The sequence below is a fragment of the Bradyrhizobium sp. USDA 4011 genome (assembly GCF_054063415.1).
Genome location: NZ_JBSSGG010000001.1, coordinates 6,747,386 through 6,762,174, shown reverse-complemented (window position 1 = coordinate 6,762,174; position 14,789 = coordinate 6,747,386). Strand labels below are relative to the sequence as shown.

The 14,789-nt window shown below is 65.0% G+C and carries 15 protein-coding genes; 5 read left to right on the top strand and 10 right to left on the bottom strand.

The window, feature by feature from the left end:
• Window positions 1–28 precede the first annotated feature (28 nt).
• Entirely contained in the window at window positions 29–1,618 is a 1,590-nt protein-coding gene (locus ACVW1C_RS31850; RefSeq protein ID WP_456761650.1) for a DHA2 family efflux MFS transporter permease subunit, read from the bottom strand.
• Window positions 1,619–1,668: 50 nt separating this feature from the next.
• Window positions 1,669–3,000 (bottom strand): HlyD family secretion protein, encoded by a 1,332-nt coding sequence (locus ACVW1C_RS31845; RefSeq protein ID WP_456761649.1) that lies wholly within the window; start codon window positions 2,998–3,000, stop codon window positions 1,669–1,671.
• A 185-nt stretch (window positions 3,001–3,185) separates the two neighbouring features.
• On the opposite strand from ACVW1C_RS31845, the gene ACVW1C_RS31840 reads away from it, so the two are divergent.
• The 3 genes from ACVW1C_RS31840 (at window position 3,186) to ACVW1C_RS31830 (ending at window position 5,292) form a co-directional block, all read left to right on the top strand.
• On the top strand, window positions 3,186–3,833 hold the full coding sequence (locus ACVW1C_RS31840; protein WP_456761648.1) for a TetR/AcrR family transcriptional regulator: 648 nt from the start codon (window positions 3,186–3,188) through the stop codon (window positions 3,831–3,833).
• A gap of 162 nt (window positions 3,834–3,995) precedes the next feature.
• The gene (locus ACVW1C_RS31835; protein WP_456761647.1) at window positions 3,996–4,838 is read left to right on the top strand and encodes a GNAT family N-acetyltransferase; all 843 of its coding nucleotides are present in this window, start codon (window positions 3,996–3,998) and stop codon (window positions 4,836–4,838) included.
• A 160-nt stretch (window positions 4,839–4,998) separates the two neighbouring features.
• A complete protein-coding gene (locus ACVW1C_RS31830; protein ID WP_092115942.1) occupies window positions 4,999–5,292 on the top strand; it encodes a hypothetical protein in 294 nt (97 codons plus the stop codon).
• An 81-nt stretch (window positions 5,293–5,373) separates the two neighbouring features.
• Here the strand turns inward: ACVW1C_RS31830 and ACVW1C_RS31825 are convergent, their stop codons facing one another.
• From ACVW1C_RS31825 to ACVW1C_RS31810, 4 genes are all read right to left on the bottom strand, one after another.
• A complete protein-coding gene (locus ACVW1C_RS31825; protein WP_456761646.1) occupies window positions 5,374–8,046 on the bottom strand; it encodes a flavin-containing monooxygenase in 2,673 nt (890 codons plus the stop codon).
• A gap of 336 nt (window positions 8,047–8,382) precedes the next feature.
• Entirely contained in the window at window positions 8,383–9,087 is a 705-nt protein-coding gene (locus tag ACVW1C_RS31820; RefSeq protein WP_456761645.1) for an SDR family oxidoreductase, read from the bottom strand.
• 80 nt (window positions 9,088–9,167) lie between these two features.
• Complete coding sequence (locus tag ACVW1C_RS31815) at window positions 9,168–9,488, bottom strand: DoxX family protein (RefSeq protein WP_456761644.1); 321 nt, start codon at window positions 9,486–9,488, stop codon at window positions 9,168–9,170.
• A 1-nt stretch (window position 9,489) separates the two neighbouring features.
• Complete coding sequence (locus tag ACVW1C_RS31810) at window positions 9,490–9,870, bottom strand: DUF4267 domain-containing protein (protein WP_456761643.1); 381 nt, start codon at window positions 9,868–9,870, stop codon at window positions 9,490–9,492.
• A gap of 124 nt (window positions 9,871–9,994) precedes the next feature.
• On the opposite strand from ACVW1C_RS31810, the gene ACVW1C_RS31805 reads away from it, so the two are divergent.
• On the top strand, window positions 9,995–10,585 hold the full coding sequence (locus tag ACVW1C_RS31805; RefSeq protein ID WP_456761642.1) for a TetR/AcrR family transcriptional regulator: 591 nt from the start codon (window positions 9,995–9,997) through the stop codon (window positions 10,583–10,585).
• A gap of 50 nt (window positions 10,586–10,635) precedes the next feature.
• Here the strand turns inward: ACVW1C_RS31805 and ACVW1C_RS31800 are convergent, their stop codons facing one another.
• On the bottom strand, window positions 10,636–10,866 hold the full coding sequence (locus ACVW1C_RS31800; RefSeq protein WP_456761641.1) for a hypothetical protein: 231 nt from the start codon (window positions 10,864–10,866) through the stop codon (window positions 10,636–10,638).
• Between the two features lie 229 nt (window positions 10,867–11,095).
• On the opposite strand from ACVW1C_RS31800, the gene ACVW1C_RS31795 reads away from it, so the two are divergent.
• Window positions 11,096–11,914 (top strand): extracellular solute-binding protein, encoded by an 819-nt coding sequence (locus tag ACVW1C_RS31795; RefSeq protein ID WP_456761640.1) that lies wholly within the window; start codon window positions 11,096–11,098, stop codon window positions 11,912–11,914.
• Here the strand turns inward: ACVW1C_RS31795 and ACVW1C_RS31790 are convergent.
• From ACVW1C_RS31790 to ACVW1C_RS31780, 3 genes are all read right to left on the bottom strand, one after another.
• Window positions 11,888–12,586 carry an ABC transporter permease gene (locus tag ACVW1C_RS31790; protein ID WP_456761639.1) on the bottom strand — a complete coding sequence of 233 codons (699 nt, stop codon included), beginning with the start codon at window positions 12,584–12,586 and terminating at the stop codon, window positions 11,888–11,890. The genes ACVW1C_RS31795 and ACVW1C_RS31790 overlap by 27 nt on opposite strands.
• 71 nt (window positions 12,587–12,657) lie before the next feature.
• A complete protein-coding gene (locus ACVW1C_RS31785) occupies window positions 12,658–13,041 on the bottom strand; it encodes a response regulator (RefSeq protein ID WP_050403215.1) in 384 nt (127 codons plus the stop codon).
• A 111-nt stretch (window positions 13,042–13,152) separates the two neighbouring features.
• Window positions 13,153–14,355, bottom strand: a complete 1,203-nt coding sequence (locus tag ACVW1C_RS31780; RefSeq protein ID WP_456761638.1) for an extensin-like domain-containing protein — start codon at window positions 14,353–14,355, stop codon at window positions 13,153–13,155.
• Window positions 14,356–14,789 lie beyond the last annotated feature (434 nt).

The following is a 14,789-nucleotide window of genomic DNA, read 5'->3' as shown; positions in this document are numbered from 1 at the left end:
GCGCACGCGGCGCGCGAAGCCGATGCGCTCAATGCGCGTCGCCGCCGCCGGCGGTCATCGACGGCGGCTTGTTGACGAACAGCACCAGGAGGCTGAGGCCGACATAGAACAGCGACAGCATGAAGAAGGCGTCGCCATAGCTCATCACCTGGGCCTGGCGATGCACGAGCTGCGAGAGCTGCTTCATCGCCATGGTGGCGGCATCGCCCATGCCCTGCAGGCGCTGGGTGAAATTGTTGAGGGTCTCGACCGCGGTCGTGTTGCCCCAGGTCACGCGGTCCTGCAGCCGCGAGATGTGCAGATCGGTGCGGTCGTTGAGCACCTCGTTGATCACGGCGAGCCCGACCGCGCCGCCGAGATTGCGCATCAGGTTGAACAGGCCGGAAGCGTTCTTGACGCGGTCCTGCGGCAGCGTGGCGAGCGCGATGTTGTTGGTCGGCACCATCGCGCACATCATGCCGATGCCGCGCAGGATCTGCGGCACCAAGAGCTCGTAGAAATCATACTCGCGCGTGATCCAGGTCATCTGCCAGGAACCGAGCGCGAAAGTGACGAGGCCGAAGGCGATGATGTAGCGCAGATCGACCTTCTGCATCAGCCGGCCGACCACCGGCGCCATGAAGAACATCGTCATGCCGGAGATGAACATGGTCTCGCCGATCATCAGCGCGCTGTAGCCGCGGATCTCGGCGAGATAGCGCGGATAGACGTAGGTCAGGCCGTAGAGCCCGATGCCGATGCAGAACTGCAGCACGCAGCCGACCGCGAAGTTGCGGTTGGAGAACGCATAGAGATCGACGATCGGCTCCTCCGCGGTCAGCACCCGCCAGAAGAAGGCGATCGCCGAGACGAAGCAGATCGCGGCGCAGATCGCCACCGAGGGGTCCTGCAGCCATTCATATTGCGGGCCTTCCTCGAGCACATATTCCAGCGAGCCGAGGAAGCCGCCCATGAAGATCAGGCCCCACCAGTCGAACCGATCGAGCAGCGCGAAGTTCGGCTGGTCGAAATCGATCAGCGCCAGCACGCCGATGGTGATGATGATTCCGGGCACGACGTTGATGAAGAACAGCCAGTGCCATGACATCAGATCGGTGATGTAGCCGCCGACGGTCGGCCCAACGGTCGGCGCCAAGGTCGCGACCAGCCCGATGATCGGCGCGACGATGTAGAACTTGGAGCGCGGAAAGATCGTGTAGGCCGAGGCGAACACCGTCGGGATCATGCCGGCGCCGAGGAAGCCCTGCAACGCGCGCCACAGGATCATCTGCTCGATCGAGGAGGCGAAGCCGCACAACAGGCTCGACATCGTGAAGCCGAACGCCGAGATCGCAAACAACAGCCGGGTGCCGAGCGCGCGCGACAGGAAGCCGGACAGCGGGATCGCGATCACCTCGGCGATCAGATAGGCGGTCTGCACCCACGACACTTCGGTCGAAGACGCCGACAGGCCGGCCTGGATCTCGGTGAGCGAGGCCGAGACGATCTGGATGTCCAGGATCGACATGAACATGCCGAACACCATGATGATGAAGGCGACCACCCGCTTGGGCTGGAGCCGCTCGGACTCCGAGGCGCCGGTCATCATCGAGGGAGAGGCAGTGGTCGCGTCGGCCATGGGCTCATCAGGCTCCGCGCTTCGAACCCGCGGTCCGAAGCTTCAAGGCATCACTGCGGATGGACCATCATCGGCGCGTCGAGGTCGGTATCAGCGTCGGCGTCGGCCGCGCCCTCTCGGGTGTCGACGGTGGTGTAGACCGACATGCCGGCGCGCAGCATGCCCTGCTTCGCGACGCTGTTCGGCACCCGGATGCGGACCGGCAGACGCTGCACGATCTTGGTGAAGTTGCCTGTGGCGTTGTCGGGCGGCAGCAGCGTGAACACCGAGCCCGCGGCCGGCGAGATGCTGTCGACGATGCCGGTGAACTTGCGGAAGCCGTAGGCGTCGACCTTGATCGTCACCTGCTGGCCCGGACGAATTCGCTTGAGCTGGGTCTCTTTGTAGTTGGCGTCGATGAAGACGCCGTCGAGCGGCACCACATTGCCGAGCCGCTGGCCGACATTGATGTAATCGCCGGTGTTGACCAGGCGGTTGGAGAAGGTGCCGTCGACTGGCGCGCGCACCTTGGTGAAATCGAGATCGCGCTCGGCCTTGGCGAGCTGGGTCTGCAACTCGGCGAGTTGGGCGCGGGCCTCGGCCTGCTGCGCCTTGGTGACATCGACGTTGCTCTTTGCGGCCTCGTAGGCAGCCTGCGCCGACCGCACCGCGGCCGCGCCCTGATCACGGCCAGCTTCGGAGACTTCGAAGGTGGCGCGCGAGGCAAAGCCCTTGGTACTCAGCGCCTGCTGGCGATCGAAATCGAGATCGGCGCGCTTCAGGCCGGCTTCGGCCGAGACGAGTTGCGCCTGCGCCTGCTCGACCGAGCTTTCGGCCGCCGCGACCTGGCGACCGATGCGCTCGATCGTCGCCTGCTGGGTCGCGATCCGCGTGCGCGCGGCATCGACCGCGATACGATAGTCGCCGTCATCGATCCGGAAGATCACATCACCTGCACGCACCAGCGCGTTGTCGCCGGGCAGGATCGCCGCGATATGGCCCGCGACGCGCGCGCCGAGCATGGTGTTGTTGGCGCGGACATAGGCGTCGTCGGTCGAGATGTAGAAGCGCCCGACCATCAGGTAATAGGCGGCGTAGCTCGCGGCGGCGAGCGCGAGCAGCCCGAGCACGCCCATCATCACGAATTTACGCTTGCCGGACTTCGGCGCCGCGGCGGCGGACGAGGCCGCCGGCTGTTCGGGCGCAGAAGCGGGCGGCGCCTCAGCGGGACGCTTGTCACCGGGACCCTTGTCGCCGGGACTCTTGGCTTCGTCCACCCATTTGGCTTCGTCAGCGCGGCCCTGCTCACCGAGATCGGCGGACGCGTCGCGCGCCATCGCGTCCGCGGCCATCTCAGGCCCGGAACGAACAATACGTGCAGCCTGATCCCGTGCTGCGGCCATAACCGAGGCTCCCCACCAAAAATCTTGACGCGCGCAATGGCCTAGGAAGGGCCGTGCGGCGCATAGTCACTTACATCAATACCATTGACCGAACGGTTCGGTCAATCTACATTCCCGCCAAGCGTAAGGCTTCGATTCTTCCCGGACTGATTCTGGGTTGAGTTCCTTCGCGAGAAGCTAAATCAATGGTTGCAGCGCCCCCAAACCCCCTCCGCCTCGTCGTCGGCGACGAGGAGTCCTCGAAGCGTCGCCAGATCCTGGACGGCGCCCGCAAGGTATTCCTGGAGCTCGGCTTCGACGGCGCCAGCATGGGCGAGATCGCCCGCGCCGCGGGGGTCTCTAAGGGCACCCTGTACGTGTATTTCCCCGACAAGGCCGGGCTGTTCGCGGCGATTGTCGAGGAGGAGAAGCGCGAGCAGGGCAAGGTCGCCTTCAATTTCGATCCGGCACGCGACGTCGACACCACCCTCCCCGAATTCGGTCGTGCCTATGTCGCGGTGCTGTGCCGCCCCGGCGGCGGCTCCGCGATCCGCACCGTGATGGCGATCGCCGAGCGGATGCCCGAGCTCGGCAGCCGGTTCTACACCCATGTGATCGCCCACACCGTCGACCGCTTCGCCGCCTATCTCGAGGCGCGCGCCGCGCTCGGCGAGCTCGAGATCGACGACTATCAGCTCGCGGCCTGGCAGTTCATGCAGATGTGCCAGGCGACGCTGTTCCAGGCGTTCATCTTCCAGGCCAATCCGTCGCCCTCGCCGGAACGGATCGCAACCGTCGTCGACAGCGCGACGCGCGTGTTCTTCGCGGCGTACCGGCCGAAGACTGATCGGTAACGTAGAATACGCAACCCTCTGCCCCGTCATTGCGAGCGAAGCGAAGCAATCCATTTCTCCGCTCGTGGAACGATGGATTCGTTGCTAGCGCTCCTCGCAATGACGGGGAGACATTGCCGCGCTAGCATTACTGCTGCGGCGTCAACTCAAGGACTGCCCTCCATGAACGACCTCACCATCCGGCAGATGCGGCCCGAGGAGATCGCGCTCGCGATCGACTGGGCTGCGGCGGAGGGATGGAATCCCGGTCTCGCCGATGCGCCCTGCTTTGCCGCCGAAGATCCGCTGGGATTCTTCATCGGCGAGCGCGACGGCCGGCCTGCCGCGGTGATCTCCTGCGTCAATTACGGCGCGCACTTCTCTTTCCTCGGCTTCTACATCGTGCGCCCGGACCTGCGCGGCCGCGGCCATGGCCTGAAGATCTGGAATGCGGCGATCGCGCATGCGCATCCGCGCGTGATCGGGCTCGATGGCGTGGTGGCGCAGCAGGCGAACTACCAAAAGTCCGGCTTCGCGCTCGCTTACGCCAATGTGCGCTACGGCGGCGCGGTCATCGCACCATCGGCGCCGAACACCGGCATCGTCGCGCTGGCCGATCTGCCTATCGCGCTGGTCGAGGCCGATGACGCCACGGTGTTTCCCGCACCGCGCCCGGCCTTCCTGCGCGCCTGGATCAATGCGCCGGGACACGTCGGACGCGCGCTGATGCGCGACGGCAGGCTGGCCGGCTGGGGCGTGATCCGTCCGTGCCGCACCGGCCGCAAGGTCGGTCCGCTGGTTGCCGACGACCGCGCCGGCGCCGAGACCATCCTGTGCGCATTGCTCGCGAGCGCAGGCGGCGGCGCCATCTTCCTCGATGTCCCCGCGGTCAATCCCGATGCCGTGGCGCTGGCGCAAGGCCTCGGGCTGTCGCCGGTGTTCGAGACCGCGCGGATGTACACCGGCGCGATCCCGCCATTGCGGATCGATCGCGTGTTCGGCGTCACGACGTTCGAGCTCGGCTAGAGGCGCCCGTGCGTTCAAATGACGCATGATCGCAGACACGGTTCCTGTGAAGCGGTTCATAACGCGATTATTCAATAGGGAAATACACCTCTGGTTGAGCGAGAGCCAGTTCGGCGCACTTCCGCGCGCTGCGCTCGTCCGCAACCGAAGGAGGTGTCGCATGGCGTTCCTGTTTTTCAATTTCCGCAGCATGGGCCTCAGCGAGGCACTCGCCAATGTCGGCGAGCTCAAGGGCGTCGTCGCCAACACGCTGAAGCAGAACGGCTTCACCGATGTCGTCAATACCCAGTCAGAGGTTGCCGGCAACAAGAACGGCGTTCGCGTGTCCATCCTGCATCTGCACAATGTCGATCGGCAGTTCTGGCAGGTGTTCATGGCCGGCGGCGATACCGCGGCTACCAAGCAGACGCTTGACGACGTCGTGAACAAGGTCGAGCACCTCGCCTTCCTCTAGGGCTCGTTCTGATTGAATTGGAGCTCCGGGGTCGGAGTCGTGCGAAATCCCCGCGGGCAAGCCGCGGGGATCTGCGCTTCCCTAGTTCGCCGCCGCGTTGACCCGCGGCGCGGCGACGTCGTCCTGCTCCAACTCCTCGGGCAGTCCGGCGAAGCGTCGCAGCGCCTTCGCCATCTTCACGCGACCGGCGACGCCGGTGATGATGACGTCGACCATCACGAACGACGAGTGGAAGTGGCCCCGCGCCTTGAGCTGCTCGACCTTGACGCCGGCCTTCGCGAGCGCGTCGCCATAGGCATTGCCCTCGTCGCGCAGCGGATCGAACTCCGCGGTCGCGATGAACGCCGGCGGCAGGCCTTCGAGCTTGCCGCGCAACGGCGCGACACGCGGATCGGTGCGGTCCGCCGGCGAGCAGTACAGGTCCCAGAACCAGAACATCAGCCCGCGGGTCAGGAAGTAGCCGGCCGCGTTGTCGACATAGGACTGCCGGTCGAACGAGGAGTCGGTGACCGGGCAGATCAAGAGCTGGCCTGCGATCTCGGGCCCGCCGCGATCGCGCGCGAGCAGGCAGGTCACGGCCGCGATGTTGCCGCCGGCGCTCCAGCCTGCGACCAGCACCGGCCCTGCCCTGCCGCCGAGCTCGGCGGTGTGGGCAGCGATCCAGCGCGTCGCGGCATAGCCGTCCTCGGCCGCGGCCGGGAAGCGATGCTCGGGCGCGTGGCGATAGCCGACGCTGACGATGATCATCCCGGTGCGCCGGCACAGATCGCGGCAGAACGGATCGTCGGAGAGCTCGTCACCGAGCACCCAGCCGCCGCCGTGGAAATACACCACGATCGGATGCGGCCCCGGCGTCGCCGGCCGGTACAGCTTGTACGGCAGCGGACCATCGGCGCCCTGCAGCATGCCGGTGCCGACCTCGCCGACCGGGCGGCCGGCAGGACGGCCCTTGTTGAACTCGTTGAGGAAGTCGCGTGCGCCCTGTGCGCCCATCGTCTCGATCGGCGGCAGGTTCATCTCGCCGAGCATGTTGAGCACCAGCCGCACATCCGGCTGCAAACGCACCACCTCGCCGTCATTGCACTGCTCGGCCACGCGGGGACCCGAGAGCCTGAAGCCGAGCATGCCGCGCCCGACCACCTCGTTGCAGATGCTGCGATACGGACCGACGCCGCCGGTATAGGGCATCACGCCCTGCGGCTTGCCGGGCACGTTGGCGCCCGTGTACCAGGTGTTGGCGAGCCGGTGCAGCGTCAGCGTCGCGCAATCGGCCATGTGGCGTTCCCAGCCGGCCTGCGCGGTCTCGGTTGCTTCCATCGTAGTGAAACCGGCGTCGCGCAACGCGGCGATGCGGTCGACCACCCAGTCGACATGCTGCTCGATCGACACCGCCATGTTCGACAGCACCGACGGGCTGCCGGGACCGGTGATCATGAACAGATTGGGGAAGCCCGCGACGGTGACGCCGAGATAGGTCTGCGGTCCGTGCGCCCAGACATCCGACAGCGACTTGCCGCCGCGGCCGGAGATCGGATGCACCGCCATGATCGCGCCGGTCATCGCGTCGAAGCCGGTGGCGAACACGATGACGTCGACATCGAAGCTGCGCTTGTCGGTCGAGATGCCGCCGGCGGTGATCGCCTTGATCGGCTCCTGCCGCAGATTGACCAGCGTCACGTTCGGACGGTTGTAGGTCGCGTAGTAATTGGTATCGAGGCAGGGACGCTTGGCGCCGAACGGATGATCGTGCGGGGTGAGCGCCGCGGCCGTCTCCGGATCCTTGACCACGGCACCGATCTTCTCGCGGATCAGATCGCCGACCAGCCGGTTGCCGTCGACATCGACCGCCTGGTCGGCCCAGAGCTGGGTCAGGATGTGGACGAGGTCGCCCGCCGCCCACGCCTTCTCGAACCGCTCGCGGCGCTCGGCGTCGCTCAGTTGCCAGCTCACCACGGTCTGCTGCGGATACGGCACGCCGGCCATCGACCAGCGCGCTTGCTCGCGATAGGCGGCGCGGTCGCTCTCGAAGAAGGCCTTGCGATCTTCCGGCGCCGGACCGTTGCCCGCCGGCAATGCGAAATTCGGCGTGCGCTGGAACACGGTGAGTTGCGCGGCCTGTTCGGCGATCAACGGGATCGACTGAATGCCAGACGATCCGGTGCCGATCACGGCGACGCGCTTGCCCTTCAGATCGACGCCCTGGTGCGGCCAGCGGCCGGTGAAATAGATCTCGCCCTTGAAGTCCTTGACGCCGTCGATTTCCGGCGGCTTCGGCGACGACAGGCAGCCGGTCGCCATGATGTAGTAGCGGCACGAGACGTTGGCGCCGTTGTTGGTCGAGATCAGCCAGCGCGCGGTCGCGTCGTCCCAGGTCGCCTGCGTGACTTTGGTGCCGAACCTGATATCGCGGCGCAGATCGTAGCGGTCGGCGACGAAGCCGAGATAGCGCAGGATTTCCGGCTGGGTCGCGTACTTCTCCGACCAGGTCCACGCCTGATCGAGTTCGGGATCGAACGTGTAGCTGTAATCGATGGTCTGGATGTCGCAGCGCGCGCCGGGATACCGGTTCCAGTACCAGGTGCCGCCAACGTCGCCGCCCTCTTCGAGCGCAACCGCCGAGAAGCCCGCCTTGCGCAGCCGATGCAACAGATAGAGACCGGCGAAACCGGCGCCGACGACTGCGACGTCGACCTGCTGCGTGGTTCCGCTGTGCGTGGAGTCCGAAGCGCGTGCTGCAACTGCTGCGTCTGGCATGCCATTCCTCCCGTATGTTTTGATTTGACGGAAGGCTAGCCCTGCCCTTTCAGTTTGTCATCACGACAAACGCAATCTGAGGTCGCCGCAATTGTGACGCTTGCAGGCTGGAGCAGGATGCGCAGCGTGTGGACGCAAGTGTCTTGCCGCGCGTACGGCATTCACATCGGCGAAAGCCGACGCGTGACGGTAGACCCGTCATCCTGAGGAGCACGCGCTTGCGTGCGTCTCGAAGGATGCACGGCCGCCGATCGGGCCGCGCATCCTTCGAGGCTCGCCCAGCGGCGCAATTGCGCCGCAAGGCTCGCACCTCAGGATGACGGGTCCACCAGTTGATCAAACCGACCGCATCAAGCCGCCATCGACGCGGATGTTCTGGCCGGTGATGTAGCCCGCGCCGTCGGAGACGAGGAACGCGATCGTCGCGGCGATCTCCTCCGCCTTGCCGTAGCGCTTCATCGGCACGCTGTCGCGGCGCGCGTCGGTTGCGGGCAGGCTGTCGATCCAGCCGGGCAGCACGTTGTTCATGCGGACGTTGTCGGCCGCGTAGCTGTCGGTGAACAGTTTCGTGAACGCAGCGAGCCCGGCGCGGAACACCGCCGAGGTCGGAAACATCGCGCTCGGCTCGAATGCCCAGGCGGTGGAGATGTTGACGATCGCGCCCGACTTCTGCGCCTGCATGTGAGGTGCGATCAGACGCGTCGGCCGGATCACGTTCATCAGATAGACGTCGAGGCCGGTGTGCCACTGCTCGTCAGTCAATTCCAGCACGCCGGCGCGCGGGCCGTGGCCGGCGCTGTTGACCAGCGCATCGATGCGGCCCCAGCGCGCCATCACGCCGTCGACGGCGCGCTTCAGATCGTCGTTCGAACGGTTCGAGCCGGTGAAGCCGATGCCGCCGAGTTCGCGGGCCAGCGCCTCGCCCTTGCCCGACGACGACAGGATCGCAACGCGAAATCCATCTGCGGCAAGCCGCCGCGCCGCCGCCGCTCCCATGCCGCTGCCGCCCGCGGTGACGAGTGCGACCTTCTCCAAAGCCATGACCTGGTATCCCTGTTGATGACGAAGCTGACGCAAGGTCTATCATCAGGGATCGCGCGGCGCGACATCCGGGACGGCGCTCAGGACGAGGTCGCGGCAAGAGCGATCAAGGCGACAAAGACGCCGAGTGGCACGAGATGAGAAAAATCACGGTGGCGCAGAACGGTGAAAGCCGTGGCCGCAATGATGGCCGCCCCGAGCGCCATGCCGACAATGCGGCTGAGGGGAAGCGCAATCAGAACGGCGCTGACGATCTCCAATCCACCGGTGAGAATCCCCCACCAGCGCGGGTAACCCCACCGGGCGAAATCGCTTTGCGTCGTGGACGTGCTGATCGCGTTGAACACACCCGCGCTAAGGAAGCCGGCAACGAGGAGCCAGATTGTAGTCGTATGCATCATCTCAGGCCACGCCAACGATCAGGGGGACGGCGTCAAGGACCATGATCAACGCCGTGAGACCGTGAATACCGAAGGCACTTTTGGTGGAGCCCTTCGCGGCAAGTATGAGCAGCATGTCCCCGCTGGGGATGATGGCTTCAACCAGCAGGACGATGCCGACATCTCTCGGAGTGCCGAACGCCATGAATGCCAGCACGACCACTCCCGCGACAATGTCGCGCACCCCTTTGAGGCGAAGCCACCAGGCGATGTTGATACCGCTTTCAGGAAGCGGCAGGCCGAAGCTGCGTGTCATAGTCCTCGGGCTCGCGATGTAGCCGATGCCGATCGCGATGATTCCGAGGGCGACGAGCAATGCCGTACCGAGCGCAAGCCAATTCATCACACCGATCCATTCCTAGCCGAAGAACATTATCTAGCATCGCTAGATATATAGCAACGATAGCTTTTCAAGCGTCGGTATGCTATTGAAATGTTTGAACCTTCCATATGCGGGAGATCGAGGATTGGGTACCGCTGAGCGAAAAGGCAGGGAACGGGTTGCGCGCGAGCATCGCATTGTCGCGGCAGCGCGGGTAATCGCGGAGCGCGAAGGATGGGATGCCGTCACGGTCCGCCGTCTCGCCGACGAGATCGAATATAGCCAGCCCGTCCTCTACTCACATTTCAAGAACCGTGATGCGATCGTTGCGGCAGTTGCAGTCGAGGGCTTCAAGGAACTCACGGTCGCACTTCGCGAAGCAGCGAGCGGATCGACAGGACGAAACGCCCTCAAGAATGTCGCCCTGGCCTATCTCGCCTTTGCGCTGGATCGTCCCGCGCTTTACGACGCCATGTTTGTCCTGCCGACGGATTTGCGGTTCGCCGAAGCTGGCACCAGACCCGAACTGCGGGCCGGTTTCGAAGCACTCGCGGCGGTCGTCGCGCCGTTTTGCGTCGAGGTAGCTGACGTGACCGAGACTTTTTGGGCAGCCCTTCATGGGTTCGCTGCACTCGAGCGCTCAGGCCGAATCAGGCCCGGCGCGCGCAACGAACGCATCGCACTTGTTGTACGGGCGATCGTCGCTTCCGGAAACAGCTCGCGTGCTCGCGGCTGAGACCTTCAGTTGAATGACTGCTTCGGCGCATCGAGACTATGGCTGCTCGCTCATGAGTCTACGCGCTGGTCTGCCGCAATGTCGCACTGCTTCCGGTACACCTGCTTCGAACAGGCGTCGAACCTAGCTACCGGCCGGTCCATCTGCCACAGTTCGATATCATGGCGGTCGACAAGACGGCTGGCCGATATGACGGCCGCGTCGTCATCGCTGCAATCCATGTTGACCACGCCGATGGATCGGCTGTGCGGTCCGACGATATAGGCGCGATAGGTGGTCATCTTTGCCTCCATGGAGCTCTGCTGGCGAGCTTGCTCGCCGGGAAAATGAACCGGAGGACGTATAAATTCGAGGAGGAATGCCGCAGCATGATGTAAAGAAGGAATAAGTGCCGCCAGGTCACGGTCCGTCGCTCGGCGCGACACCCGGCCCGCTTTGCGGCACCGGATCAATTGGGGCATGGTGACCAGCGCGTCTTCATCTCCTGCCCCTCCATCACATGCTGACCACATGACACTCCTGTCTCGACACCTCGTCATCGCCGCCGTGCTGCTGTTCGCCGGTCCTGCCTTCGCGCAGACCCGGTCCATCATCGTTGCCTCGACCACATCCACTGAACAGTCCGGCCTGTTCGGGTACCTACTGCCACGCTTCTCGCAGGCCGCGGGCATCGATGTGAAAGTGGTCGCGGTCGGCACCGGGCAGGCGCTCGACATCGGACGGCGCGGCGATGCCGATGTCGTGTTCGTGCACGATCGCGTCGCGGAGGACAAATTCCTGGCCGAGGGCTTTGCGACCAGGCGATACGATGTGATGTACAATGATTTCGTCATCGTCGGGCCCAAGGCCGATCCGGCGCGGATCGCCGGCGACCGGGATGTCGCGGATGCCTTGCGCAAGATCGCCGCGACCAAGTCGGCTTTCGTCTCGCGCGGCGACCACTCCGGGACGCATGAGGCCGAGTTGCGGCTCTGGAAAGAGGCCGGCATCGATCCCGCTTCCGCGAAAGGCCAGTGGTATCGCGAGATCGGCCAGGGCATGGGTCCGGCGCTCAACATGGCCGCGGCGTCGAATGCCTATGTGCTGTCCGACCGCGGCACCTGGCTGTCGTTCAAAAATCGCGGCGAGCTCGCCGTGCTGACCGAAGGCGACAAGCGACTGTTCAATCAGTATGGCGTGATGCTGGTCAATCCGGCGAAGCATCCGACCGTAAAAGCCGCGGACGGACAGGCCTTCATCGACTGGCTGGTTTCACCGGCGGGGCAGTCGGCCATCGCCGGCTACAAGGTGGGCGGCGAGCAGCTATTTTTCCCCAACGCCGCGCACTAGCAGAAACGCGATCGTGCTGACGCTGACGCTCAGCGCTAGCAGGATCACACCGAGGCCGAGACCGAGCGCCAGTTCGCCCTTGCTGGTCTCAAGCGCGATCGCGGTCGTCATGGTTCGCGTGTAGCCGCTGATGTTGCCGCCCACGATGATGATGGCGCCGACCTCTGCGATGGCGCGGCCGAAGGCGGCGAGGAACGCGGTGAGCAGCGAGGTGCGACCCAGCGAGAAAACCAGCGCGAGGCTGCGCAGGCGGGACAGGCCGTCGGTGCGGATCAGGTCGGCATACTCCACCCACAGCAGCGCGACCGGACGATGCACCAGCGCGACCACGATCGGCGTGGCCAGGATGACCTGCGCCACGACCATCGCCGTCGGCGTGAACAACAGGCCGGCGAAGCCCAGCGGTCCCGATCGCGACAGCAGGAGATAAAGCCCGAGGCCGACCACGACCGGCGGCAGGCCGAGACAGGCATTGGCGAGCACGATCACCACCTGCCGACCACGAAATCGGGATATCGCAAGCCAGCCGCCGATCGGCGCTCCGATCAGAAGCGCGAGCAGGCTCGCAAACAGGCTGATGCGCAATGACAGTGCGACGATGCCAAGCAGGACCGGATCGCGGCTGGCGATCAGTGAAGCTGCCGCCGCGATCGACTGTGCGAAGTCATTCATGCCGGCCTAACAGCCACGTTTTGCCCCGCGCGACACGCGCATTGCCAATCTTGCGAGGAGCGATCGATCGCTCAGGCCGGCGCGCCGTTCTTGAGCAGCTTCGTCACGGCGGCAACCAGCTCATCGGGCGAGAACGGCTTGTTCAGCAGCACGCTGTCGGGCACGCCTCGGGTCGGCCACTCGTCGCCGCCGCCGCCGGTGATGTAGAGCACAGGGAATGACGGATCGATCTCGCGGGCGCCGCGCGCCACACGCCAGCCGTCGAGCCGACCGAGCAAGCGGATGTCGGTGACCAGCGCGCTGTATTTGGTGCGGAATGCCTTCAGCAGCGTCAGAGCTTCTTCGCCCGAGCCTGCGATCGCCGGCTCATAGCCGCCGTCCCTCAGGGCGTCCTCTACCATCATCTGAAGATCACGATCGTCTTCGATGACGAGAATGATCGGCACGTCTTGCAAAGCAATCCCCCAGAAATCAGCCGGGTGCGCCCGGCTCAGCGAGCATATGCAGCAAATAGTGGCTACCGTTTGCACGGCATCCCCAGTAAAAATACGGGTATCAGACGCGTCCTATTCGTCGGCGAATTCGTCTTCTTCGTTGACCCCCGCCTTACCCCGCGGGGCCGGCTTTCTGCCGCCAAGCGATCCTGTGACATAAGGTTCGCGCGCTGCATAGGGGCTACGGCCGCCGGCACGCGCCGCGACCTCTTCGCCGGAGACGGCAGCGGGCTGGCAGATCAGGCGCCGGCTGGCACGGCGCATCAGATCCACATGGATGTGGTCGTAGTGATAGACGTTGGAACCCGGTGCCAGCACCGTGGTGAATTGCTGGCAGGCGGCGGCCTGGACATCGCGCAGAAAGCCCTGCTCCTCCGGCAGGCCTTTCCAGCCATCCTTCACCGAGATGCGGCGGCCATCAGCGAGCGTGAAGGCCGCGATATCGAGCGCATTGCCGAAGGCGTGCTCGGAAATATGCGCATGCGAATTGCCGTTCATGCCGCGGCAGGAATAGGCCGAGATCTGCTTGATCTCGACGACGCGCGCGCCGAACCAGCGCTGCGCCGCCGGCTGCACGGAATCGGCGAGCCAGCGCTCCAGCGCCGAGACGATCGGACACGCCAGCGTTGCGGCAGGCTTCACCGCGACCGGGCCGACCGTCATCACCGGATTGCCGCCGGACGGGCCGAGCCGCGGCGGCGGTGCCGCGCCGGATGGCTGCTGGGAATAAGGCGCGGCCGCGCCCTCGCGCTGCGGATTGCGGGGCAGACCCGGATAATAAGGTCGCTCGCCGCTGGCATCGGGCGAGCCGTCTGGCGGCAGGTCGATCTCGCCCTGCTGCGGCGGGACGCCGGGCGCCGACAGCGACACCGGTCCGTTCGGTTGGCTGCCATAGTTCGGCTGGCCGACGGCCTGTTCGGAGTACGGCGCCTGCGCGGGCGGCGGGCCCGGCTGACGATTGATCGGCCAACGCGGCTGGTTGCCGACCGACGCCGGCGGACGCAGGTTGTCGTCGGCAAATCCGTAAGCCGAACTGGCTTCGCCGAGCGCGGCGACCTTGAGCGGAAACTCGGCGCCGCAGACGCCGGGGCCGGAAATCGGATCGATGCGGACGAGGTCCGGGCCTTCCTTGACCGCGCCTGATTTCAGGCATGCGGCCTCGGCCTCGGCCCGCCACGGTTCGCGCTCGGCGGTCTGGAACAGACCGCGGCCGCAACCAGCAAGCGACACAAGGACAAGGGAGCCGACGAGATACAAACGAACTCCACGCGTCATGGCGCGGAGGTTCTGCGAATTTGATTAAAGACTCTTCAACGCACTTCGACTGTTCGATTTCAGTGCCTTTAACCATGCGGCGGAACCGGCAGGGCAATTCGCGCGACCGCATCGATCTCGCTGTGTCATCAACTGTGGCGAATGCTTCGCATCACGTCGCAGCGGAGCGAGGTGATCGCCACCGCATTGTTGTGATCGAGAAGGCATGGAGGTTCGACATCCTGTGCCCGGCATCGTCATTCACCTTTTGATTGTATTTGCACGCACCACAATCTTTCTGAGACCTGACAGACGGTATCCGGGACCGGCAGCCTGACCGCAACCCGCAACGCCGCGGAATTTATTTGCGGATGCTTCAACGTCTTGATTCGCCGCCTGTTTGAGCCACGCATCGCAATGCGGCATCACACGGGAACACGGAGCTTGGCAGCAAG